General features: G+C 47.9%; 21 protein-coding genes and 1 pseudogene. 3 read left to right on the top strand and 19 right to left on the bottom strand.

The genetic code is table 11. The features are described 5' to 3' along the window. Positions 1-127: 127 nt before the first annotated feature. From AC4G47_RS03755 to xylA, 8 genes and pseudogenes are all read right to left on the bottom strand, one after another. Entirely contained in the window at positions 128-2,521 is a 2,394-nt protein-coding gene (locus AC4G47_RS03755; protein ID WP_491104831.1) for an S-layer homology domain-containing protein, read from the bottom strand. Positions 2,522-2,750: 229 nt separating this feature from the next. After that, positions 2,751-3,677: an alpha/beta hydrolase gene (locus AC4G47_RS03750; RefSeq protein WP_491104830.1), complete on the bottom strand. Its 927-nt coding sequence runs from the start codon at positions 3,675-3,677 to the stop codon at positions 2,751-2,753. A gap of 174 nt (positions 3,678-3,851) precedes the next feature. Beyond that, a complete protein-coding gene (locus tag AC4G47_RS03745) occupies positions 3,852-4,478 on the bottom strand; it encodes a bifunctional 4-hydroxy-2-oxoglutarate aldolase/2-dehydro-3-deoxy-phosphogluconate aldolase (protein ID WP_491104828.1) in 627 nt (208 codons plus the stop codon). 249 nt (positions 4,479-4,727) lie between these two features. Beyond that, positions 4,728-5,798, bottom strand: a complete 1,071-nt coding sequence (locus AC4G47_RS03740) for a glycosyltransferase family 2 protein (RefSeq protein WP_491106634.1) — start codon at positions 5,796-5,798, stop codon at positions 4,728-4,730. 420 nt (positions 5,799-6,218) lie between these two features. Further along, positions 6,219-6,857 (bottom strand): annotated as a pseudogene (locus AC4G47_RS03735) (glycosyltransferase family 2 protein); the annotation flags it as partial. Continuing rightward, positions 6,854-7,585, bottom strand: coding sequence for a glycosyltransferase (locus tag AC4G47_RS03730; RefSeq protein ID WP_491104826.1), 732 nt, complete (start codon positions 7,583-7,585; stop codon positions 6,854-6,856). The pseudogene AC4G47_RS03735 and the gene AC4G47_RS03730, both read right to left, overlap by 4 nt. A gap of 223 nt (positions 7,586-7,808) precedes the next feature. Continuing rightward, entirely contained in the window at positions 7,809-9,302 is a 1,494-nt protein-coding gene (gene xylB / locus AC4G47_RS03725; RefSeq protein WP_491104824.1) for a xylulokinase, read from the bottom strand. A 265-nt stretch (positions 9,303-9,567) separates the two neighbouring features. Beyond that, positions 9,568-10,884, bottom strand: coding sequence for a xylose isomerase (xylA, locus tag AC4G47_RS03720; protein WP_036606941.1), 1,317 nt, complete (start codon positions 10,882-10,884; stop codon positions 9,568-9,570). Positions 10,885-11,084: 200 nt separating this feature from the next. Here xylA and AC4G47_RS03715 point away from each other — a divergent pair, with 200 nt between their 5' ends. After that, the gene (locus AC4G47_RS03715; protein ID WP_491104822.1) at positions 11,085-12,251 is read left to right on the top strand and encodes an ROK family protein; all 1,167 of its coding nucleotides are present in this window, start codon (positions 11,085-11,087) and stop codon (positions 12,249-12,251) included. Between the two features lie 146 nt (positions 12,252-12,397). Further along, entirely contained in the window at positions 12,398-12,595 is a 198-nt protein-coding gene (locus AC4G47_RS03710; protein ID WP_017692236.1) for a hypothetical protein, read from the top strand. A gap of 321 nt (positions 12,596-12,916) precedes the next feature. On the opposite strand, the gene AC4G47_RS03705 is transcribed toward AC4G47_RS03710, so the two are convergent. Further along, positions 12,917-13,147 (bottom strand): glutaredoxin family protein, encoded by a 231-nt coding sequence (locus AC4G47_RS03705; RefSeq protein ID WP_458124122.1) that lies wholly within the window; start codon positions 13,145-13,147, stop codon positions 12,917-12,919. A 62-nt stretch (positions 13,148-13,209) separates the two neighbouring features. Next, positions 13,210-14,151: a thioredoxin-disulfide reductase gene (gene trxB / locus AC4G47_RS03700; RefSeq protein WP_036668032.1), complete on the bottom strand. Its 942-nt coding sequence runs from the start codon at positions 14,149-14,151 to the stop codon at positions 13,210-13,212. Positions 14,152-14,407: 256 nt separating this feature from the next. On the opposite strand from trxB, the gene AC4G47_RS03695 reads away from it, so the two are divergent. Continuing rightward, positions 14,408-15,139 carry a ZIP family metal transporter gene (locus AC4G47_RS03695; RefSeq protein WP_336764765.1) on the top strand — a complete coding sequence of 244 codons (732 nt, stop codon included), beginning with the start codon at positions 14,408-14,410 and terminating at the stop codon, positions 15,137-15,139. 184 nt (positions 15,140-15,323) lie between these two features. Here the strand turns inward: AC4G47_RS03695 and AC4G47_RS03690 are convergent, their stop codons facing one another. The 9 genes from AC4G47_RS03690 to AC4G47_RS03650 form a co-directional block, all read right to left on the bottom strand. Next, positions 15,324-17,336 (bottom strand): heavy metal translocating P-type ATPase, encoded by a 2,013-nt coding sequence (locus tag AC4G47_RS03690; protein ID WP_491104820.1) that lies wholly within the window; start codon positions 17,334-17,336, stop codon positions 15,324-15,326. Between the two features lie 377 nt (positions 17,337-17,713). Continuing rightward, positions 17,714-19,021: a homocysteine synthase gene (locus AC4G47_RS03685; RefSeq protein ID WP_036606925.1), complete on the bottom strand. Its 1,308-nt coding sequence runs from the start codon at positions 19,019-19,021 to the stop codon at positions 17,714-17,716. A 239-nt stretch (positions 19,022-19,260) separates the two neighbouring features. Then, positions 19,261-20,106 carry a sugar phosphate isomerase/epimerase family protein gene (locus AC4G47_RS03680; RefSeq protein ID WP_491104817.1) on the bottom strand — a complete coding sequence of 282 codons (846 nt, stop codon included), beginning with the start codon at positions 20,104-20,106 and terminating at the stop codon, positions 19,261-19,263. A 37-nt stretch (positions 20,107-20,143) separates the two neighbouring features. Then, on the bottom strand, positions 20,144-20,896 hold the full coding sequence (kduD, locus tag AC4G47_RS03675) for a 2-dehydro-3-deoxy-D-gluconate 5-dehydrogenase KduD (protein ID WP_062836432.1): 753 nt from the start codon (positions 20,894-20,896) through the stop codon (positions 20,144-20,146). Positions 20,897-20,973: 77 nt separating this feature from the next. Further along, on the bottom strand, positions 20,974-21,732 hold the full coding sequence (locus tag AC4G47_RS03670) for a DeoR/GlpR family DNA-binding transcription regulator (RefSeq protein WP_186327970.1): 759 nt from the start codon (positions 21,730-21,732) through the stop codon (positions 20,974-20,976). A gap of 90 nt (positions 21,733-21,822) precedes the next feature. Beyond that, a complete protein-coding gene (gene kduI / locus AC4G47_RS03665; protein WP_491104815.1) occupies positions 21,823-22,662 on the bottom strand; it encodes a 5-dehydro-4-deoxy-D-glucuronate isomerase in 840 nt (279 codons plus the stop codon). 213 nt (positions 22,663-22,875) lie between these two features. Beyond that, entirely contained in the window at positions 22,876-23,205 is a 330-nt protein-coding gene (cyoD, locus tag AC4G47_RS03660; RefSeq protein WP_036606914.1) for a cytochrome o ubiquinol oxidase subunit IV, read from the bottom strand. Continuing rightward, complete coding sequence (gene cyoC / locus AC4G47_RS03655; RefSeq protein WP_036606911.1) at positions 23,206-23,826, bottom strand: cytochrome o ubiquinol oxidase subunit III; 621 nt, start codon at positions 23,824-23,826, stop codon at positions 23,206-23,208. Beyond that, a complete protein-coding gene (locus tag AC4G47_RS03650; protein WP_491104813.1) occupies positions 23,827-25,797 on the bottom strand; it encodes a cbb3-type cytochrome c oxidase subunit I in 1,971 nt (656 codons plus the stop codon). It lies immediately after the preceding gene. Positions 25,798-25,806 lie beyond the last annotated feature (9 nt).

Genomic DNA, 25,806 nt, shown 5'->3' with positions numbered 1-25,806 from the left:
AGTTTTGTCAAAGCAAATCAAAAGAGACCTTCTATGGAAGGTCTCTTTGATCTTCAGTTCAATGAATCACGATTACCCGTTATCTTCATCCTATGATTCACACGGGCACGATATGCGCGATTCCTCGTTAATACAGACGATTACCACTCATAAACGTATCTGTCTTACCTTGAAGCTTCGCTAGCCGTTCCAATACCTGTGACGCTTCAGCTACCGTCACTTTGCGTGCAGGCATGAATCTTCCTTCAATCGAAGGAAGCAATCCCAGCTTCAGACTCAGGGAAACAGCACCCTTACTCGTAATGGCACTGGCATCCGCGATGTTGGGAAGATCGGATGGCAACGTGTAGAATCCAGCCAGCTTCTCATAGCGTAATATACGTACGAGCAGCACAGCCAATTCTTCACGGGTCATCTCTTCTTGCGGATTCAGATTCTGTTCAGGGTCCGCTCCGGCAAGCCAGCGCTGATCGATTAGAACCTTGATTGCCTTATAATACGGGCTGTCAGGTGTAACGTCGGCATATAGCTTGTCATCTCCGTCCCCACTATAGTACAGATCCATATTTGGATTAATTGCTCTTGCCAAATAGTTAAACCAATCACCTCGGGTGATCACACGATCCGGGAATACACGTCCTTGCTCATCCGTAAGCAATACGCCATGCTGTGTCATATTACGAAGAGCTACTTCGGCCACATGACCGGAAATATCCGTGGGCTCAGCTTTGGTTGCAGAGCTTGTATTCCCGTATAACAACGTCCATTCTCCTGTGTTCGCATCCAGCACTTCATAGTTGCCGTAGATCAAATTCTCATCTCGTGTAGGCATATAAGCTAGGTTAACTCCCACCGGGATGACTTCACCGCTATGCGTACCCCATCCACCGTAACGAGAATACGCCAGAACCAGCTTGAACTCTTTCAGATAGATTGCCTTTGCCTCTTCGTAACTTATGGCTGGCTCTTTCTCTGATGGCAGTTGTTCAGGCGTTGCGGCAATACGCGTATAGAATTCGTTAACCGTTCCGTTGTTCAGTACCTGTACTTGTGCCGTGTCATCCTTAACCGGAATTCCGTTCAGATAACGCTGGAACATAAAGGTACGTGCATCATCTACCTCATTAACGCTAGATAGGCGGAACTGCTCCGTTGCATCTGGAACTAGCGCAATGACCGTGTTCATCGCCAGTTTCTCAGCCTGCTTTCGGGTTACCCATTTGCCTTCCTTCTCTTCAGTCGGCTTCTCCTGCTCCATCTCTGGTCCCATTCGTTGCATCATCGTATAGCTGTAGATCTGTCCAGTAACTGCATCTACCTGTGCTGAGATATCCCGCATGAACATATAGGACATATTGGCACTTCGATCGCTCCAGCTCAGACTCCATACCTGATTGTTCGGGCTTGCATATAATCCCTTGCTTAATTGGCTGTGCTCCAGCTTGTAACCCTTGGGAATATCAAAGTGCGTAGCCACCCGATTGGCGGCCTGCTGTACATTTAACCTCTTACCATTGGCCGGGACAAAAGGAGTTACATCGCCTTTCAGCTTCGTATCCTGCTGTAAAGAATCTTCATCTACAGCTTTACCGGTTAATGTGTTAATCCGTTCCAACGTATTGGCTTCAATCGGAACGATACTGATAGTCTTTGGTGTGTAGCCAAGATAATACTGCTGGCCTTGTTTGGAAGACAGACGATCTTTGGAGATATAGGCCAGCTCCACATCGAACTGTTCTTCAAACTGCTGTCTCGCCTTCTCTTCCGAAGCTGCCGGTTTCGATGAAGGATACTTCGCTGAGGTAGTACCTCGTGAGTAACCTGTCACCAAACCACTTTCATCCACATTTATGTAGACTGTCTCTGCGTCAGATAATAACCCGTCATGCTTCAACTGGTAACCGTATCGATACTCTGTTCTGCCGAATAATGACTGTTGTTCAATAGAAGAATACAGATCTCCAAGCGGAGCATACTCTGTATCTTTCAGACCTGGAATCGCTTGGTACAACAGGTCCACGGCCTTCTCTTCGGCTTCAGCTTTGGTTAGCTTAACATCCGATGCCGAGATCTGCTTATCCATGACATCCGACGGCAAATGTACACTTAACACTTCCCCTGTGCCTGCATGTACGGTTGCACTGAATCCTGACGTATGATTGCCTTGCGTAATCTGGAACCCGATCTCCCATGCCTTGTAGTCTGGCGGTGGATAAGAATTAGGTGAATCGAATCGTGCAGATGAGATCGTTGCTTTCTTTAACAAAGGAAATAGCTTCAGTATATTTTCGCTGGCTTGCCTGGATGAGATTTTCGCTCCCTCGGGCACGTCATTGCTCGTTGCGTCTAGTTGTTCATTTTCCCCCGTTGTCGCTTCAGTCAACTGTTCTGCTTGCGCGGCTGATGCACTGCCTGCAAAACCTGGTGTTTGCGAAGCAAGTAACAGTGTTGCCATCGCTGCCGTTGCAGCTTTGGCTGTGAACATTTTGAAACGTACATTAAACTTCCAATTCAAACTCAAATCTGGACCTCTCCCTTCAATTTCATACAAAGATGCATAGCAAATAACCTCGCATGAATATTGCCAGTCTATTCTATGATACCATAAGCTTCCTTTTTAATGGTCGTTTTCGGGGCAATTTTACAAATGTGAATTTCTGCATATTGTTCATAACAGCAAAAAAAACGCCAACGGCGTTGGCGTTTTCCCTGTTAGCCTGCACTCTTATGTAGGCCTGATTCTACCTGGTTTAACTGTTCGCAATAGTGGAATCGTCCGACTTCGTCCGACCTTGGACATGGGTATGCAAGAATGGAATAACGGTATCCCAGAAGGCAGGGTCTTCCTCGGAACAACTGTGTCCTCCGCTGTTGACCCATAGATGTTCCACAGGCGGATCGGCTTTGGACATAAAATATTCAAGCTCACTCGGGGGAATGAAGTTGTCTCCCTTGGAGTGCACCATGAGCATCGGCAGTTGCATTCCCCGGCGCCGTTCATTCAGCATCATCACCGGATCACGCTGACGATAGGAACTCAGAGATTCACCCAGCCGCCAGAACCAGATTCTCGGAATTAACTGGGCCAGTGGAAACAGGGGCAGACGCCGACGTCTCAGCTCCGAACTGACAATAACCTCGAATTGCGACGGCATGGAGTCGGTAATCACCGCTGATACAGGAATGCCTTCCGTCACCGCAAGAATCGTGCCCAGTCCACCCAAAGAATGTCCAAGCACACCGATGGCATCCGGATCGATCTCCGGTCGTGCGGTCGTATACTGCAATGCCGCCAGGAGATCATCCCGGAACAAATAGGCAGATGCAGCACGAACCGGATCACTGGCCCCGTGACTGCGAACATCATACATAAACAGGGCATATCCCGCTTCCCAGATCGGACGTGCATAACGAAGAACACGGGAGCGATTGGAGCCCCAGCCATGTGCAATAATAACGAGCGGCCATGGCTTCGGAATGTCCGCTCTTGCCGGGATGAACCAGCCATGCACCCGACCTCCACCACTGTCAAAGGTCACATCTTCAAATGGCATTGGGGGTGTCAGGGTGATTGGAATCTTCTTGGGTGTCTGGCTCTTCACCGCCGCCTTCCATAATCCACCTGCCGTTACTGCGGCCACGGCGAGCATGCCGCCTATCATTGTTTTAGCTTTCACAGGGCATCTCTCCTCTCCGGCTTCTGGCATATATCCATATCCATCATAAGACAATAGAATGAACGGCACGTTAAATGACATCGGTTTTTATGATAACGATTAATCTAAAATTATTCTAAAAGACACCTTCATATATACAACCAAATCTAAATACTTCTCGTCCGTTACCTGTGTCTACACCTTCGCTGCTTCCACAAATCTCTGTGTGCAAGCTGCAATCTGCTCATGATCTCCTGAGGCAAGGGCTTCTCGTGGCAAAAGTGCACTTCCCATACCCACTGCAGCTGCGCCTGCTGCGTAATATTCAGCAATGTTCTCCAGAGTTGCGCCACCTGTTGCCAGCAGCGGAATGTGATTCAGTGGGGCTTTGATCTCCCGCAGATATGGAATGCCCAGACTCGCCATTGGAAACAGCTTCACAACACGTGCTCCCGCTTCATAGGCAGCGACAATCTCCGTGGCTGTCATGGCTCCAGGCCAGATCTCAACACCATGTTCTACAGCATATTCAATTACAGACAGATCGACATTGGGGGACACCAGAAATTGTGCGCCTGCAGCGACCGCTTCCTTAGCCATCTGCACATTCAATACGGTACCTGCTCCAACATAGGCTTTACCCTCATGTCGCTCACGCCAGTCTGCAATAATATCATGTGCTCCAGGCGTGTTCAGTGTAACTTCCATCAGTCGGATGCCACCACTCGCCATGCCTTGTCCAGCTGTTACCGCGGCTTCACGGCTAATGCCACGCACAATCGCGACCAGTCTCGACTCCAATAGTACTTCCGTCAGATTCATATCCAGTTCCCCTTGCTTCTTAGATTCGGCAGCCGAAGACAGGCAATCATGTTCACCGCTTTTCCGTTACTATTATTGTAAAGCATATCCTCTCCTGGATGGAATACATTAATCCATTTCTGAGCGAATGAGTTGTTCCATGGACACTATGAAGTATTTTCATCACAACGCAAAAAACCTCTCCATGGAGAACGGGGACTGATTCACCCATTCAACTCCACGAAAGAGGAAGCATCTCGGCCGAAAATACTAAGCGTTTTCCAACACGTTATCCTTCTCCAAATCTTTAAAGTAACGATCATTATATAACATGCTCGGATGTGTTGGATGATAGGCAAGTGCGATATCATTATGTTCCCGGGCCTTCGCACGGTTGCCCATCCGGTCATAACACACACATAGTTGCAGATGTGGCATCCAGGTCCAGGCTGCTTCATTCAGCACCACCATGGGATCGTCCGGACGTACAGCCCGAGTGGCCTGTTCGTACCAGAACAGCGCTTTGCGATAATCTTCACGGTCGGCAAAATACCCACCTAATCGGCAGCAAATCTCGGCTCTCGGTAAATCATACGCAAACGATCGGAACAACGCAGATACCTCCTGTTCCGGACGTTCACGCGCGGCTTCACAATCGGCAATTTTCTGACAAGCAGCGATCTGATCTTCCACCCAGCCCAGCCCGGTATCCAAGAACTTCTCATAGTACTTTACCGCATCCTCATGCTGTCCATGGTCCTTCAATTCATTGCCAAAATAGTACAAATCACGCGGCGAGAAATCCTCTCCGGCTTGTTCCTTTTTGCGATAAATCCGCAGATTTCGATCGGTATACTCTTTATCTTTCTTGTGGGTAACCGCTATATCACTATGCAGCAGATTGCCTGCTACAGCCAGGTATTCATGCACCGCACCAATCCAGCGAAATTGCCGATCCCGACGCACCAGACGATTCCGGCGCAAGCTGTAGGCTACTTTTCCATCTGCCGTGAATGACAGATTGTAATCCATCGTAACACTATCAACAGTCGGGTCGAGCGAACGTTTCAAGGCAATCAGCTTCGCACGATCTTCCGGTTCGAACACATCGTCGGCATCTAGCCACAGAATATATTCGCTTTTCGCCTGATCAAAAGCAAAGTTACGAGCTGCTGCAAAGTCATCCGCCCATTCAAAATCAACAATACATTCCGTGTATCTCGCTGCGATCTGACGGGTATGATCGGTTGAACCCGTATCGACGATCACGATCTCATCGGCAATCCCGTTGACCGAGTCCAGGCATCTGGCGAGGGAAGCCTCTTCATTTTTTACAATCATACATAACGTAATACTGATCGTCTGCTCGCCTCGTCTCGCCCTGCGATTAAAGGCAGATACCCCAGGTAATTCAGACAAACGATAGATATGGTAGGCCGGTAGATGTGTATCGACGAACAAGCGAAAACCAAGTGCCTGAGCACGAATGCAGAAATGACGATCTTCACCCCAGAAAGATACGTTCGGAATCTGGTCATACGAAACTCCGGCTGCCAGAACATTCTTGCGAATAAGGGTACAAGCCCCTAGCCCTCCAACTTCATAACAACCCGGGATTCGCAGCTGATTCAGAAAAGCAGTCGTTTGCGTGCCCTCGTCCTCCGTCTCGGTTCCGTCTAATGTTTTGCCACCACGGCGATACAAGGCATACTCATCCTGCAGCCATACCTGCGGCATTTCCCTGGCATCCGGCTGCCAGCGGGTCCAAAAGATATTGGATACAATGTCTTTGCCACTCGATACGAGTTGCTCCAGCGTCCGCGGATGCAGAACCAAGTCAGAATCTATCAGGAAAATCGCATCGTATTGGTTGTCGCGCGCATAGTGCAAAATGCGATTTTTCAAACCGGCGACGCGCCAAATCTGTTCATCCTGCCAATAGTGGCCTCCCTCATCCTTGGTGTACACGCCTTTGTTGTCAGGACTACCGCTGCCATGTTCACCTGCTTGAAAAACAGTCCCTTCGTGCTGAAGCACAAATTCACGCAACATATTCGATGCCTCTTCTTCCTCGTTATCGTCAACAAACAGAAAATCCGTCTTCACCGTCGTCCGTTCCAGTGCATGCAGAGAATCCAGAAATTCACGGAGTACGGCAGCAGTCTGGCGAACAGGACTGGCGATCAGAATTTTTTCCTGATATTGCTCCTGAAGCTTTTCTGATTGACGGGTTTCTTTCGATTTTGCAGAATGTCTGGACGGTCGATGATCACACTGGCTCTCTTTCTGGTTCTCATGTTGGTTCTCTTTCTGATTGTCTATCTCTTGCGAATTCGGCTCTACTTGAGGTTGGGATTCTTCTTGCGATTTGCGTACCTGATCTTTCCTCAACGTGTTCATTCCCCCTCTCCATATTCGGACCATGGCAACAGCCGTGGCTCTTGATCCAATATCGATTCATACTGTTCCTTCCAACCGTATCTTGCTTCAGGGTCCAGTGCTTGATAGCGATCATATTTGCGGATGCGGTCTTCTTCGCGCGCCCAGCCATAGTGCTTCACTCGGGGAACATGGCAGCCATAGGACAGATGCTGGATCGTTAACGGAAAACGGCCACAATGCTGCGGGGTTTCTTTCCACTCATAACTCATTTCCGAATGATATCGAATTAAGAATGGCCGATAATAGGCATGCGCCTGCCAGAACTCATCTTCCCGGTAATGCGTCTCACTCCACATATCATACAATCTGAAATAGATCGCATCCTCATTGCCACTGAGCAATAGATCACGTACAGCCCCAAAGTCACGGGTTAGAATCTCGTCCGCATCCAGATTCAGAATCCACTCGGGGCTGGTCGCTACTGTCTCCGCCCACTGCTGCTTTCTGAGACTTACCTCGTCTGCAAAACGTGAAGCAGGGTTCTCTATCAATACGAGTGGAATGCCCTTCAGAAGTTCCCGGCACATCGTAACCGTTCCATCCGTGCTCCCGTCATCAATAATTACCGCACGATCAATCCAGAGACGATGTGTCTCCAATGCCTGCCTGAGATATCGGTCCTCCTCATTCCGAACGATCATCGACAAGGTGATATGTGGTCTTCCATGCTCCTCATGTTCATCCAAAGCTTCACCCCCATGCTCAAGCTTCTATCTATTAAAATTGTCGGACACCCTTGATGCCTGGACGGATTACAATCCTCTATTTCCAATCTATGCAGAGCCAGAATACGGATATGCAGGCCAAGAAAACCTTTCATGGGATTAATGCGAATGAACGACAAAAAAGCACCCTCCTACGCGGATGCTTTTAATGTAATCACAAGATTAATGTAGTGAAGTAAATGAATTAACGGTACGCTGCCAGACGATCATTCAGACTACGTGTCTGTCCATAGACTTCCTGGTAGAGTGCGAACAGTCCATCATAGACCGCAACCGTATCCGGGTTAGGCACATAGGATTTCGCCGGGCGAATGAATGCCGTCGCACATTCCTGTAAGGACGGGAACCAGCCACAGCCATAAGCGGCCAGCATCGCTGCACCCATCGCAGGACCCTGTTCGCTCTCCAGCTTCACAATCGTGGCATTGAAGACATCCGCCTGCATTTGCAACCAGGCTTCATTCTTGGCACCGCCACCAATGGAGATGACTTCATTGACGGTTTTGCCTGCACCACGCAGAATATCAATCGACTCACGCAGTGAGAATGTAATGCCCTCCATTACCGCGCGTCCAAAGTGCTCCAGCTTGTGCCCCGCATCCATACCGATGAAGCTGCCGCGGATATTCGCATCCGGATGAGGCGTACGCTCCCCAACGATGTATGGTGTGAACAACAATCCGTTGCTACCCGCCGGAACCTGATCAATGCCCTGCAAGAGCACATCAAATGATTTGTCCGCTGCAAATGTATCCTTGAACCAGGACAGGCTGTATCCTGCGGCAAGCGTTACCCCCATAATATAGAAGGCATCCTTCTCGCCGTGGTTAAAAAAATGTACTTTGCCTTCGAAATCGAGATCTTTGCGCTCTTCGTAAGAAAGCACAACCCCGGACGTCCCGATGCTACACATCGTCTGTCCTTCACTCAGAATGCCTGCGCCAATGGCACCGCACGCATTATCCGCGCCACCTGCATATACTTTCGTCGCAGCCGCCAGACCCGTTTGATCCGCAATCTCAGGCAACAATGTGCCCACTTCCTCAAACGATTCCACAAGACGTGGACAGAGGGAGATCGGCAGTTCGAAAGCTTCTGCAATCTCGTTGCTCCACTGCTTGCCTGCAACATCCAGCAGCAAGGTACCCGCTGCATCCGAATAATCCATGGCGTAATCCCCAGTCAGGCGATAACGAACATAGTCTTTCGGCAACAGGAACAAGGATGCTTGTTGCAGTAATTCAGGCTCGTTCTCCTGAACCCACAGAATTTTCGGCAATGTAAAGCCTTCAAGTGCACGGTTCCGGGCAATGCTTAACAGCTTGCCGTTCAGTACTTTTTCGATGCGACGGCATTGGGCCGTTGTGCGTGTATCGTTCCACAGGATTGCGTTACGCAGCGGCTTGCCTTCAGCATCCACCAATACCAATCCGTGCATCTGTCCGGAGAAACTCAAACCCTCGATTTCCGAAGGGTGCACACCAGACACTTCCAGCAATTTACGCAGGGAAACAATCGTCTGCTCTACCCAATCCTCTGGATTTTGTTCACTGTATCCAGCCTTGGGCTGGTACAACGGGTATGCCTCGGATGCTTCAAATACCACTTTTCCTTCACGATTGACCAGCACAGTTTTGACCGCGCTCGTCCCTAGATCGACGCCAATGACGTAACTCATATATATCCCTCGTTTCTTAACATGGTTATATAAAAGAAGCTTGTTTAGCATGAGGTCACTTCGTTCTGCATGCACCATCTTAGACCAACATTTATATCAAAAAACTTAAAAACCGTGTAGTTTGTTTAATCAAAAAACCGCCCCCGTCTTCCCAATGGAAAGTCGGGGACGGTCCGAATGTCATGCTTGTTCAGGCGTTCCGTGGTACAAGCTTGTACAGGGCAGGCATGGTTACATGCATACCTTACACAGATGAAATTCGCTATTAGTCAGCCAGGATGTACTGGTTGAGTTGTGCTCTCAGCAATTCCTGACGTCCGGATTGGTTTTTACGTGGGCTTTCGTTGTTCAGTGCATACTCAGCAAGGGAAGCCAGTGTTGCTTTACCTGCAACCACATCTGCGCCAATACCTTCGCTGAAGCTGCTGTAACGTTTTTCGATGAAGTCATCGAATACGCGATCTTCAATCAATTTTGCTGCTACTTTCAGACCTTTCGCATACGTGTCCATACCTGCGATGTGTGCCAGGAACAGATCGTCCGCTTCGAAGGAACCACGACGTACTTTCGCGTCAAAGTTCACACCACCACGGCCGATACCGCCGTTTTTCAATACTTCATACATTGTCAATGTAGCATCGTACATATCAACCGGGAATTCATCCGTATCCCAACCGATCAGCATATCGCCTTGGTTCGCATCAAGGGAACCGAGCATGCCGTTCGTACGAGCTACGCGGATTTCGTGATCGAATGTGTGACCAGCCAGTGTAGCATGGTTCGCTTCCAGGTTGAGTTTGAAGTGTTTGTCCAAACCGTATTTTTGCAAGAAAGCAATGGAAGTAGCTGCGTCATAATCATATTGATGTTTCGTTGGCTCTTTTGGTTTAGGCTCGATCAGGAATTGTGCGTCAAAGCCAATTTCCTTTGCGTAGTCTACAGCCATGTGGAACATGCGAGCAATGTTGTCTTGCTCCAGTTGCATGTCTGTGTTCAGCAATGTGTCGTAACCTTCACGACCGCCCCAGAACACGTAGTTTTCAGCGCCCAGACGTTTACCCACTTCCAGACCTTTCTTGATTTGTGCTGCAGCGTGAGCATACACGTCTGCGTTACAAGTGGAAGCTGCACCAAACATGAAGCGTGGGTTCGAGAACATGTTCGCTGTATTCCAGAGCAGTTTTTTGCCGCTGGATTTCATGTGGTCTTCAATCAAATCAACAATGGTGTCGATGTTGCTGTAGAACTCACGCAGGTTGTTGCCTTCTGGTGCGATGTCCACATCGTGGAAGCAGAAGAACGGGAGATTCATTTTCTCCAAAAATTCAAATGCCGCTTCTACACGTACTTTCGCGAGATCCAGACCGGAGTATTTATCCCAAGAACGAACAGCTGTCTCCGCACCGAACGGGTCACTGCCGCCTGCAGTTAATGTATGCCAGTAAGCCATACCGAAACGGAAATGTTCTTCCATCGATTTGCCGGCTACCACTTCTTCCGGATTATAATGTTTAAAAGCAAATGGATTCTTGGAATCTTTACCTTCGAATGCAATTTTATTAACGGATTCAAAATAGGCCATGTGTAAAATGCCTCCTCAATAGTTTTAAAGAAATCGTTTACACCGTTATCCTATCACATCGATTATACTTTGTCTATTGGTTAAACAAAGTAAAAATAAAAATGTTTTTTACAGGTTTGTTTACGCTATAATAGTCGAATAACTTGTTACGGATGTGGGTCAGAACCCTTTTATCAGAAGAATAGGAGTGCCTTAACGATATGAAAATTACCGGAGACCAGATGCTGGTCAAAAAAATAAACAAGTCGATCGTTCTCGATACGATCCGGCGGCATGCCCCTCTCTCTCGCGCACGGGTGTCCGAGGTTACGGGGCTGAACAAGGCCACGGTATCCAACCTGGTTGCTGATCTGATCAGTGATGACCTGGTGCAGGAGATTGGCCCTGGGGAATCCAGCGGCGGACGCAAACCTCTTATGCTGCTGTTTCGAGGTACATCGGGATATGCTGTCGGTCTTGAACTCAGCGTGACCCACTTGAAAGGCGTACTTACAGATCTGGAAGGTCACATCATTACTGAGTACGCAGTGACCTTGGAACACCATGACGTGTCCTCTGTACTGGAGCAATTGAAATTAGCGGCGCAACAACTCATTGAAGCGGCTCCTCCTTCCCCTCACGGTGTCATTGGCATTGGCATCGGAGTACCCGGCATGGTTGATGAGGCAGGGACCGTCCTGTTTGCACCCAACCTGGGGTGGGAGAAGGTAGCTCTTCGCTCCATGCTTGAAGAAGAATTTGAACTACCTGTAACCATCGATAATGAAGCCAATGCTGGTGCCCATGGAGAGTTGAATTTTGGGGCAGGCATCGGTGTCCGTCACATGATCTACATCAGTGCAGGCATAGGTATTGGTTCAGGCATCATGGTGGATGGTGAATTATACAAAGGAGCGTGGGGCTACGCTGGAGAAACAGGTCACATGTCCATTGAAGCGGAAGGTCTGCCCTGTTCCTGCGGTAATCGTGGCTGTTGGGAGTTATATGCATCGGAAAAAGCCTATGAGCATCCGGATCATCAGCTGAAATTACCTGCTCATACCACCCGAGATCTGATTCATTATGCGGAGCAAGGCCACGAGGATGTTCAGGCATTATACGACACGATTGGACGTAAACTGGGGATTGGCATTACCAATATCGTGAACAGTTTCAATCCGGAACGCATTATCATTGGTGGTCCCCTCTCCGAAGCTGGTCCCTGGATTGAGACAGCCTTAAAACAAGTGGTTGAGGAGCGAACATTACCTTATCACCGTCGTAGTCTGCAGATTGAATGGGCAGCTCTGGGCAGCCGTTCTACGCGTGTTGGTGCCGCATACTCTGCGATATCCCAGTTTTTAGGTAAAATCAGGGTGTCCGTCTAACAACAGATGAAAATTGACATCATTTTGCCCCATTTCCTCCCTTTTTGTTAAAGAAATCCAGATGTATAATGGGGTTATGTGATTTTTGTCATGGCTGTGTGAATACAGCTGTGTTAATTCAGATAACGAAACGGAGTGAAAAAAGCGTGACCTACGTGGATACTTCAGATATCTCGGCGCAAATGTTTGTCACCGTACTCCTGTTCCTGATTGTGCTTGCGCCCCTGTTCAGCCTTGGCATACTCCGATTGTTCCAGAGCAAAAAGAAGGCTGGTTTCATGTACATGCTGTCAGGATTGCTGGTGTATGTTGTATTTCAGACTTTTATGAGTATTTTTTTCTAGATGGAAGACGTATGTTGTTGAATCTTATGTGCTGACAATCTTGGATGTACAAATGAGAAAGGAGGTGCCACTGGCGCCTCCTTTTTTTGGTTATCCGCACTTACATAAGGATGATGATTGTCGAAGTCCGTATCTTGCAATCCCTATAGGGAAATACTTATTACAAATGTTTCAAAAGAGCTTTCACCTCAGGGGAAAGAAAACGCACAAAAAACCGTACCCAATCGGGTACGGTTCTTTCTATATCCTAACGGCTCGCGAAAACCGGATTTGCATCGAAACTTTCATTCAATACATCATGTTCCAGATGATCAGCGTAATTTAAGCGTCCAATGCTTTGGCAAATTGGGTTTTGTTCATACCCAGAATGCGGTGTTCACCGATTACAGTCAAAGGCACGGCACGTACGCCCATGTCCCATACTTGTTGTGCAAACTCATCGTTAGTCTCAATGTTGCGCTCTTCGTAAGAGATACCTTTTTCAGCCAGGAATGTTTTTACGGATTTGCAGTTCGGGCAGTTCGTTGATGTATATACAATTACGTTTTCCATGTTTAATTCACCTCATATGGTTTTATATTAATCTATAGTTTGTTTAGGATCGGCTCATTTTATTACAAAACAACTGCGCTGTGCTCCAAGCTTTCAATGTATTTCTCTGTGTCCATGGCAGCCATACATCCGCTACCTGCAGCTGTAATTGCTTGTTTGTAACGTGTATCCTGAACGTCACCACATGCGAATACGCCTGGGATGTTCGTCTCGGATGTACCCGGTGTAGTCAAGATATAACCGTGTTCGTCCGTAGTGATCTGTCCACCAAGGAATCCAGTGTTCGGTGTGTGGCCAATGGCTACGAATACGCCGCTTGCCGGGATCACTTCTTCTTCACCTGTTTCGTTGTTCAACACTTTGAGTCCTGTCACGCCGTTGTCGCCAGCAAGTACTTCGAGTGGCGTACGATTAAGAGCCATTTCTACTTTTTCGTTGCTGCGTGCACGATCCTGCATGATTTTGGAGCCACGCAGTTCTTCACGACGGTGTACCAGCGTCACTTTCGAACCGAAACGGGACAGGAAGCTTGCTTCCTCAAGAGCAGAGTCTCCACCGCCAATGACGATGATCTCTTTGTTACGGAAGAAGAATCCATCACATGTTGCACATGTGCTGACACCGCGGCCTACATTCGTTTCTTCGCCAGGGATACCAAGGTATTTAGCAGATGCGCCTGTAGACAGGATCAACGTTTCCGATACGAGCTCACCCATACCTTCAACTTGAATCTTGAACGGACGCTCGCTCATGTCAATGTTGTTCACCCAACCTGTGCGGAACTCAGCACCGAAGCGTTCTGCTTGTTTGCGCATGTTGTCCATCAGTTCAGGACCCATAATCCCATCAGGGAAACCTGGGAAGTTCTCTACTTCAGTCGTTGTTGTCAATTGACCACCAGGTTGTGGTCCTTCAATAACGAGTGGGTTCAAGTTGGCACGTGCCAGATAGATTGCTGCTGTCAGCCCTGCAGGGCCTGTTCCAATAATAATTGATTTATACATGTATAGTTCCTCCCCCGGGTTCTACAAAAAGGTTGGGCTCTCCGGCATCAAAAGCTTATACTTTTGCATACACTAGAACGAAAAGCCCACATCATGTCCACAAGTCCTGCCTGCGAAATGACAATTGCCCTATGCAGAAACGGAATTCTAATTTATAATCATTCTAATCTGTTGTTCATTATGATCTCTTTTATGTACGGTGTCAATGCTCGGCAGCGATTATGAAGAAGTCTTCATCAGGAGGGAAAATGGAAGCATGAACGATGCACTCATTGGCAGTTTTATATCAGCCATGTCTACCGGCCTAGGGGCCGTACCGATTCTATTTATGCGCAAAATATCACACCGTCTGCGTGATATCTTGCTGGCCTACGCCGCAGGTATTATGACCTCGGCTTCAGTGTATAACCTCATTCCGGAAGCGCTTGGCCAATCAAACCTTTTTGTACTCGCATTTGGTATTTTGCTTGGTAGCCTGGTTCTACTGGTGCTGGAGATGAAGATTCCACACGTCGATCTGGAGAATCCCGAGAAGATGCCTTTCAAAATCGAAGCCAAAGCTTTCATGATTATTGCAGCCATCACCATGCATAACCTGCCGGAAGGATTATCCGTTGGAGTCAGCTATGCAAGCTCGGATGAGAACCTGGGCAATCTCATTGCCTTCTCCATCGGATTGCAGAATGCACCGGAAGGATTCCTGGTGGCTCTTTTCTTAGTAAATCAGAACATTGGCCGCTTCAAAGCACTAGGTATTGCCACCCTGACCGGAGCCGTAGAGATTATTACAGCTATGATCGGGTATACATTAAGTAGTCTCGTAGCTGGTCTTGTCCCTTATGGTTTGGCTTTTGCAGCCGGTGCGATGATGTTCATCGTCTATAAGGAACTCATTCCTGAGAGTCACGGTGACGGCAATGCACGTGTAGCGACGATGTCCTTTTTGCTCGGACTCATCACAATGATCGGTCTGACCGAACTGTTCTAATTGCAGAACGAATACTTACATTACAACCAATAAGGCACCCTTATACACAACATAAAGAACCCGAGCGAACAGTCCAAGACTGTCGACCGGGTTCTTTGTTTAGCCATAAATGAAGATTCCATGAAATTCGTGGGATTGCCTGTCAGAGGCATTACGCCCTCTTCCCCCATCTCTTCAATACTGATTACCTCAACAGTCTAAGCCCATTCAGAATAACCAGAATTGTACTGCCCTCATGTCCTACAACACCCAGAGGCAATGCGACATCTTGAAAAAAATTACCCGCAATTAAGGCCAGAATAACCGTGATGGCAAAACACATATTTTGCTTTACTGTACGCTGCGCTCGCCGAGCCTGCCCAATCACCCACGCGATCTCTTCAATGTTGTCATTCATCAGCACCGCATCGGCAACCTCCAGTGCAGTGCCGCTCCCCGACAACCCCATCCCCATACCAACTGTTGCCGCCGCAAGTGCCGGCGCATCATTAACACCATCCCCTACCATCAGCACAGGACCATACTGTTTACGCAGTACCTGTACCTGCTTCACTTTATCTTCAGGCAACAAGTCTGCATAGACCATGCTTACTCCTGTTTCACGCGCAATCACAGAAGCGGATCTGGCCCGATCACCTGTTAACATCGCAACCTGTACACCCATCGATTTGAGCCTATTCACTGCTGCTGCTGCCTGAGGACGAACCGTGTCTCGCATAGCGATCAATCCGACTATTTCACCATCTGCCATAACAACAGATACGGTTTTCCCTTCTCCCTCAAGACGGGAGCATATATCCCCCCATTCTGAAGATACGTTCAATTGGTTAACATCATGTTTACCTAGATCAATGTTGCTGTCTTTCATCTCCTCTGACGGCATTGATTCCATTCCATTTGTTTTACCGACTCTCCAGACCACACCGTTTACAGTTCCTTCGATGCCCCAACCTGTCATAGCCTGTACGTGCTCCGCTTCCTGAAGAGTAATGTTCTCCTTGTTTGCCTGATCTACAATGGCACGAGCCAAGGGATGCATGGAGAGACTTTCAATTGCCGCTACCGCAGATAAAAGTTGCATGCGATCTACGCTCTTAACCGTTAGAATATCGGTGACTTGCGGGGTGCCCATGGTCAATGTACCTGTCTTGTCAAAAGCCACGACCCGTGTCCGGGCCATATTCTCCATGTGTGCACCTCCCTTGAAGAGAATTCCACGGCGAGCACTGCTGGACATCGCAGACAACATGACAGGCATAATGGAAGACACCAACGCACAGGGCGAAGCGACAACCAGAAATACCATTGCTTTGTAAAATGCCTCATCCCATGTCCAGCCGAGCAACAGCGGAGTTCCTGCAATCACAAGTGAGGTTACTCCTACAACAATACGTGCGTAAATCCCTTCAAATCGCTCCATGAAACGCTGGGAATCCGGCACTTCCGCCTGGGCTTCTTCCACCATTTTAATGATTTTGCCGAACAACGACCCTTCAGCCGATTTTGTGACCTCTACGTACAATGCACCCTCCCCGTTTACCGTACCTGCATAGACCTCATCTCCAGCAACTTTGTCCACAGGCAGGGATTCTCCGGTGATTGACGACTGATTGATAAAAGAACTCCCTCGGTAAACCACACCATCCGCTGGGATTAGTTCTCCGGGTTTTACCAACAACAGATCACCGGGCTGTAGATCCTCAATAGCCACGAGGTTCACCTGGCCCTCCTCAATCCGTAGTGCAGTCTCTGGCTTGAGCGCCAGCAACGATGAGATATCCTTATGACTTCGTTCTGTCGCATAACTTTCCAATGCACCACTGAGTGCAAAAATAAAGATTAGCATTGCACCTTCATTCCAGTAGCCAATGGTTGCTGCCCCAAGTGAAGCGGCGATCATCAGTAGATTTACATCCAGATCACGGTCCTTGACCAGTGTCTCGATGCCCTCCTTCGCTTTGGTCCAACCGCCAACGGCATAGGCAACAATGTAAAGCATGATGGACAATGTACCAAAATACGGTGCAGTTCCCCAGGCAATCAGCATCAACAGCCCACTGCCCAATGCAGATTGCATCTCTTTATTTTGTAACATGGCTCGAAAATCAGGCTTACGTCCCCGGTTTGGACCTGGTGTCTGGGACGAGAGCTGCTCTGCTTGCTTCTGTCTGTGTAAAGGTTGATGTATTGCTTGCATATGAATCACGTTCCTTTCGAATGGTAGGTTTGTGGATGACGAGTCTGCTCAATCCCGCTCCCTAAAATGAAGTTGTATTGAGAATGAGAGCCATTGTTAATGCCCTAAAAATGACACATGCTGCTGCGGGAATCCCGCAGCAGCATGGTTTTGTGAATGACTTTGAAATGATCTCGAATGAGAATGATAATCATTTTTGCGCTTATGCAATTGTTTTTACTCAACACAACTTTTAATCAGTATATGCCTGTGATCCTCATTTGTAAATGGGCATTTTTCGACGGTAACTCATAAATGCGTGTTCAAAAAAACAAAAAGCCGCTGTCCCGAAGGACAACGGCTTTAACCATCATTTAATATTCGTTTGACCTGTTTATTTACGCGCCTACACTTGCTCCCTGACTTGCTTTGATCGCTTGCTCCAGATCATAGATAATATCTTGAATGTTCTCTGTACCCACAGAGAGGCGAATGAGCTCCGGGTTAACCCCTGCGGCAGTCTGTTCATCTTCGGTCAACTGTGCGTGAGTTGTACTCGCCGGGTGAATGATCAGTGATTTGGAGTCGCCCACGTTTGCAAGGTGAGAGAACAGTTTAACACTTTCAATCAATTTGCGACCCGCATCCGCACCACCTTTGATTCCAAAAGTCAGAATGGCACCCTGCCCTCTTGGCAGATACTTCTGTGCAAGCTCGTAAGAGCCGTGGCTCGGCAGACCTGCATAACTTACCCAAGACACATCCTCATGTTTCTCAAGAAATTCCGCAACAGCCAGAGCGTTGCTACTATGACGTTCCACACGCAGGTGCAATGTCTCCAGTCCTTGCAGCAACAACCATGAGTTGAATGGAGAGATCGTTGCACCCAGATCGCGTAGCAGTTGTACCCGTGCTTTGATAATATAAGCGATTGGTCCAACCGCTTCCGTATATACAACACCGTTATAACTGGAATCCGGCTCCGTCAATCCAGGGAACTTGCCACTTGCTTTCCAGTCAAATTTTCCACTATCCACGATCACGCCACCAATGGATGTACCATGACCTCCAATAAATTTCGTCGCAGAGTGAACAACGATATCAGCTCCATGTTCGATGGGACGAAGCAAGTACGGACTCGGGAACGTATTATCCACGATCAAAGGAATGCCATGTTCATGGGCGATGGCTGCCACCGCTTCAATATCCAGTACATTCCCCTTCGGATTACCGATCGTTTCTGCATACAACGCTTTGGTTTTCTCCGTAATCGCTGCACGGAAATTCTCAGGATCACTGGAATCCACAAATTTCACGTCCAGGCCCAGTTTCGGCAAAGTAGTCGAGAATAGATTGTACGTCCCCCCATACAAACTCGCCGAAGACACGATCTCATCCCCTGCACCGGCAATATTCAGAAGTGAAAACGTAATAGCTGCCTGACCGGAAGCTGTAGCGAGCGCCCCAGCTCCGCCTTCCAACGCCGCAATCCGTTGCTCAAAAACGTCGGTTGTTGGATTCATCAGGCGGGTATAGATGTTGCCAAACTCTTTCAAACCAAACAGATTAGCTGCATGCTCGGTGTCCTTGAATCCATAGGATGTCGTCTGATACAAGGGCACTGCCCGTGCGTTGGTGGTTGGATCAATCTCCTGGCCTGCATGAATTGCCAATGTTTCAAATGAAAGCTCACGTTCGTTTGACATAAATCTGAATCCTCCCTTGGTATATACGTTCTCTGAGTCCCTGATGTCTTGACATGGCGGCGTATGTTTTCCATATTCTCTCACAAGATGTTGCATTTGAAAAGAATTATTTCCGATTTTTCCGATAAGAAATAATTAATATGTATTTAATCGATTACTGTACCAAAAAAACCTTTGCCCTCGCAAAGGTTTTTCGGCAATTTTGGCTTCGGTATGCAATACCAAATCTAAGCTTTTGCTTAAACTCGAACTGCACTCCATACTTCACGCAAATGTTTGGCCGCAGGCACAGCTTCTTCCGCAGTTACGCCTTCAAGTGAAATATCGATATGTGGCTTATATGTTTTTAACAATTCAAAAAATAACGGATAATCCAGTATGCCCGCCCCAGGTACAGGATTGAACTTCTCTCCCTGTGCGTCGAAGGCTACATCCTTGGCATGAATCACGATCATGCGCTGATACAGTGACTCCATCACCTCGCGCAAGAAAGCCCCTTGATCTGCTGCGTGCGGCTGTTTGATCAGATTACACGGGTCGAACAGCATCCCCAGATTGGAAGAAGGAATCTCTTCAAACAACCGTGTCATAAGCTCATGGGTATGAAGGGTGTGGGTGGACACAGGCTCAATCGCCGCATGTACGCCCCACTTCTCGGCTTCCTCAGCCAACTCCTCAACCGTTTCCTTTAGCACGCTCCACGCCTTCTCTTCATATCCATCCGGATGTGTATCCTGATAGGTGTCCAAGCCCCCGGTCTCCGTTGCCACCATGCTGCAACCAAAATCCCGGGCATAACGCAGATGCTCCTTGAAACGATCAATGTCCGCACGCCTTGTTACCGGATCAGATTCAATCGGATTAATATAACAGCCCAGTACCGCAATCTTCACCCCGCGCTGTGCAAATTGATCTCCAATCTCATTCGCAAGTCCAGGACTTAATTTGCCATTGGACGAGTCCACATCGGATAATGCTTTGGCAAGCGCCAGCTGCACGGAATTGAATCCGTTATCCGCAATCGTCTGCGCAAGCTCCGCTGTAGGCTGTTTGCCAAATGTATGCGCCAGAATACCAAGTTTCATGTCACTGCCTCCTTATGCAAGTCCGATCATTAAGCGATTAACGAGCCATCCAGCCGCCATCGACATTCAGTACATGACCATTCAAATAGTCTGAAGCTGCGGAAGCGAGAAAAACAACCGGGCCTTTCAGATCTTCCGGTGTACCCCAACGCCCAGCAGGAATACGGGCTGTAATATCCCGGTAACGATTTTCGTCCGCACGGATCTGGGTTGTATTATCGGTTTCCATGTAACCCGGTGCGATCCCGTTAATCTGAATACCTTTACCTGCCCATTCATTGGCGAGTGCTTTGGTTAAACCGGCAACACCATGTTTACTGGCTGTATAACCCGGTACATTAATCCCGCCTTGATAGGACAACATGGATGCAATATTAATGATTTTACCGCTTCCGCGTTCAATCATATGTCTGCCGGCCAATTGGCTCAGGAAAAATACCGTGTTCAGGTTGAGGCCAATTACATCGTGCCAGTCCTGCCCTGCATGATCGGCCGCAGGTGTGCGGCGAATGATTCCGGCATTGTTGACCAGAATATCAATCCGGCCCTGGAACGCAAGCGCCTGTTCGAACACAGCCGACAACTCATCTTCACGACTTAAATCCGCTTCAATCACATAAGCTTTGCGCCCAAGTGCTTCAATCGCACTTGCCGTTTCCGCAGGCTTGGAGTAAGAGACCAATACCACATCAGCGCCCGCTTCTGCCAGGCCAATGGCCATCCCTTGTCCAAGTCCTCCCGAGGTACCTGTCACCAGTGCAACTTGTCCGCTTAAATCAAATGGGTTCATGAATGATTCCTCCGCATGGTTTGATGTGCAAACAATAGCTCTTAACGTTTCTTTAATCCCGTGAATGATATATGATGTTAACTTTGATAATCCACTGTGACACCGCTCTGCTCGTACAAGGCAGCCGTCTCTTCATCCAGACGACCATCACTAATAATGTAGTCCAGTTCCGAACACTGAGCGAAAGTCCGAAGTGCAAATTGTCCGAATTTATAATGATCCACAACGCCGTATACCTGCTGCGAGGCAGATATCATTGCTTTTTTCAAAGGAACCAGATCTCCCGTGTAGATCGATAAACCAAAGTCCGGATGAAGAGCCGTCGTCGATATAAAGGCTTTGTGAATGTTAAGACCGGATATAAACGCAGCCGTATCATCCCCCACCAGCATATTCCGTACACGAGCCCCGCCAGGTACAACCAGTCGCACCTGCTCCTTTTTGGTTAGCTCCGCAATAATGAACAGATCATTAGTCACTACCGTCAGTGGCTGATTGTCGAGACGTTTGGCCATCTCCAGCGTGGTGCTGCCACCATCGAGAGCAACAATATCTCCAGGTCGAATGTAAGCAAGGGCACGCTCAGCAATTTCCGTCTTCTCCGGATGATGCTTCTCTGTGACTCCACGGCTATTGAGGATGCCGTACTGGTCATTCTGAGCCAGCATAGCCCCGCCATGGACACGTACGAGCAGTCCCATGCTCTCCAACTTGTCGAGATCCTCTCGCACAGTCTTCCCAGTTACCTGCAACAGATCACTCAGATCACTGACGGTTACTTCCTGACGCTCCAACAGAGCCTCCATAATTTTTTCATGTCTTTTCAATGGATTCATCACAATCAACTTCCTATACCTCTGAGTTAAAATGAATAAGAATAGTTCAAGTGTCTACCCTGTCAATTTCACTCAAATATCTGTAATTTATTATTTCAGGTCTTTCATGGCTACGCCGTCCATATCTTCGAACGTCTGATTTTCACCAGCCATTGCCCAACAGAACGTGTAGTTGCTTGTGCCCACACCACTGTGAATGGACCAGCTTGGGGAGATGATCGCCTGACGATCACGTACAACCAGATGACGCGTTTCGTTCGGCTCACCCATCATGTGGAATACAACGCCGTCTTCAGGCAGATTCCAGTATAAGTATACTTCGGAACGGCGATTATGGGTATGAGCAGGCATGGTATTCCACATGTTGCCCTTGTCGAGTTCGGTAATGCCCATCACCAACTGACAACTCTGAATTCCACCTTCTCCTTGGTGAATGTAACGATAGATCGTACGCTCATTGGAAGTTTCGATGCTGCCCAGATGATTCGGCTGAGCTTGTTCTTGCGTTGCTTTTACCGTTGGATAGGTGTGATGTGCCGGTGTGGATACAAAATAGAATTGGGCAGGTTGAGCCTTGTCACTGCTCGTGAACACGACTTCCTTCACACCTCTACCGATGTAGAGGCATTCCTTCGCTCCAATCTCATAGCCTTGTCCATCCGCTGTCACTGTTCCGTGACCACCTACATTAATGATACCGATTTCACGACGCTCCAGGAAAAAGTTCGTTCCGATATCCTTCAGGTTTACTTCAAGCGCAATATCCTTGCTCTCAGGTACAGCCGTTCCCACAATATAACGATCCACATGAGAATACACCGTTACCAATTCATCGATTGCAAACAGTTGCTCCATCAAAAATTCCTCACGCAGGCGAGATGTATCATACGTTTTCACTTCATTGGGGTGTGCAGCATAGCGATTTTCCATTATTAATCCATTCCCTTCGTCATTTAAATTAGTTGAGATTGATATTATTAATGTTCATATAAGTTCATTTTAGTTCATTATGTACCTTTTGTGTACCTTTATTTTCAAAAAAATTCATCTAATTAATTATTAATGATGTGTATTTCTCAATAAAAAACAAAAAGAGATCCCCGCAGTCTGTAATACAGACCGGGAGATCTCTTTGATCACATATTAATGTGCAACAGCGTTGTTAAGCATAATCCAGATCGAACCAATCACGATAGTCATCATGATCAGCAAACCGAAGATAAGAGCCATAACATTCCAGCGTGGTTTCTCTGTTTCACGAATATGCATGAAGAAGAAGAGTTGAACCACAAACTGCAGTGCCGCTGTGCCAAGAACAACAATGAGTGTTCCTGTTCTTTCCATCATATCATTGAGAACCACCACAAGTGGAATGATTGTCAGAACGACGGACAGGATGAAGCCGATGACATAAGACTTCAGTGAACCATGTTGCTCATGACCGTGGGAATCATGTGAGTTGTGCTCTGACATCTACATCACCCCCATGAGATAGACGATCGACAGGAGGAAAATCCATACGACGTCCAAGAAGTGCCAGTACAAGCTGATTACGTTGATTTTACCGCGAGTAACATCGGTAATACCACGTTTTTTCAGTTGTAACATAAGTCCAATCATCCAGATCAGACCGAGCGATACGTGAAGTCCGTGAGTTCCCACAAGGGTGAAGAATGCGCCAGAAGCAGCACTCGTTGTAAAGCTAAACCCTTCGTGAATCAACTCAATAAACTCATATACTTCCAGTGCGATAAAGCTTGCACCCAGAACGGCTGTAACGGCCAGCCAACTGATTAATTGTTTTACTTTGCCTTGATTCATCGCCAATACGGCTAGTCCGCTCGTGAATGAACTTGTGAGCAAGATAAATGTTTCAGCAATAACACCAGGCATTTTGATCAATTCAGACAAAATTGGTCCGCCCGCCGTATTGTCACGCAACACAATGAAGGTTGCGAACAATACGGAGAACAGGATAACGTCGGAAATCAGGAAGAACCAGAATCCGAGAATTTTCATTTCCTGTGGATCATGATGTCCATGGTCGTGACCATGTGCATGATTCTCACCGTGCTTAGCGGCTGCTTGAGCCATCTATACCGACCCCCTTAACGACGCTTCGGTACGCTTAATTTCGTCGACCGGAATATAGTAATCCGTATCGTATGAGAATGAACGAGCGATCATGCAGATCCCTACGCCAGCGAGTCCGAGAATTGCCATCCACAACCATCCGAAGACAAAGCCGAAACCGGCGATGAACCAGAAGACAGACATGATGAACGGAATTCCAGAGTTCTTCGGCATATGAATCGGCTCAAGCGGTTGCTCAGGCGGATAGATGCCTTTGGCACGACGTTCTTTCTCTTCCCACCACTCATCAATATCATCTCCGCGCGGTGTAACGGCGAAGTTATATTCAGGAGCTGGTGAAGGTATTGACCACTCCAACGTACGGCCATCCCATGGATCGGCAGGAGCTTTGAGTGATTTGTATTTGCGAATACCGTCTGCGATTTGCGCAACTTGGAACAGGAACCCGACACCCATCAGGAATGCCCCGATTGTAGATACGAAGTTCAATTCCCACCAGCCAGTATCCCAGCCGTAAGTGCTCAGACGACGTGTCATACCCATCAAACCGACAGCGTACTGCGGCATGAAGCAGACATAGAAACCAATATTCCAAGTCCAGAATGCCCATTTGCCCAGTTTCTCTTCGAGTTGGAAACCGAACATTTTAGGCCACCAGTAATACAGACCTGCGAAGTATCCGAAGACAACGCCACCGATCAATACTTGGTGGAAGTGGGCAATCAGGAAGTAACTGTTGTGGAACTGGAAGTCAGCAGGAGCAACGGATAACAGAACGCCTGTCATACCCCCGACAATAAAGCACGGGATAAAGGCAAGTGTCCACATCATAGGAGTCGCCATGCGAATCCTTCCTCGATACATGGTAAACAGCCAGTTGAATATCTTAACCCCTGTTGGAATAGCAATCAACATCGTAGTTACGGCGAAGAATGCATTCACGTCTGCTCCGGAACCCATCGTGAAGAAGTGATGCGCCCATGTGAAGAAGGACAGGAAGCTGATGATCAACATTGCGAATACCATCGACTTGTAACCGAACAGTTTTTTCCGAGAGAAGGTACTTACAATCTCGGAGAATACACCGAATGCCGGCAAGACGACAATGTATACCTCAGGGTGACCCCACATCCAGATCAAGTTGACATACATCATTGGGTTACCGCCCAAATCAAGTGTGAAGAAATGCGCCCCGGCAAACCTGTCGAGGAATAGCAATGCAAGTGTCACGGTCAAGATTGGGAAAGCGAACAAGATGATAATACAAGTAGAGAATACCGACCATGTGAACATCGGCATTTTCATCCATCTCATGCCTGGCGCACGCATTTTAATGATGGTAACCAGGAAGTTGATACCGGTAGCCAGGGAACCGATACCTGATATCTGTATACCCCATATATAGAAGTTCTGTCCTACCCCCGGACTGTGCGACAGCTCCGATAGAGGCGGATAACTCAGCCATCCCGCATCCGGTGAACCACCGATAACGAAGGACAGGTTAAACAGCATTGCGCCCAAGAAGAACAGCCAGAAGCTGAGTGCATTCAGGAACGGGAACGCAACGTCTCTTGCTCCGATCTGTAGTGGTACGATAACGTTAAATAGACCAAACATAAATGGCATCGCCATGAACAGGATCATGATCGTGCCGTGAGTTGTGAAGACCTGATTATAGTGTTCAGGATTTAGAAATTCATTGTTAGGCATAGCCAGCTGAAGGCGCATCATTAGCGCATCCACACCACCACGGAACAACATGATAATGGAAGCGATGATATACATGATACCGATCTTTTTGTGATCGACAGTCGTTAACCAGTTACGCCAGAGCCAGCCCCATTTTTTGAAATAAGTTAGCACCGCTACAATAGTAATCATGGTGATTCCGATAGCTACCATCGCACCATAAATGAGCGGATCACCGGTTACGAAAAACTCCGATGCAAACTCTTTAAGTCCCTCTAACATTGGGGGCCT

This window comes from Paenibacillus sp. Negev47 (assembly GCF_058313655.1).
The sequence above is the reverse complement of the archived record's forward strand: the minus strand, read 5'-3'. Positions and strand labels throughout refer to the sequence as shown.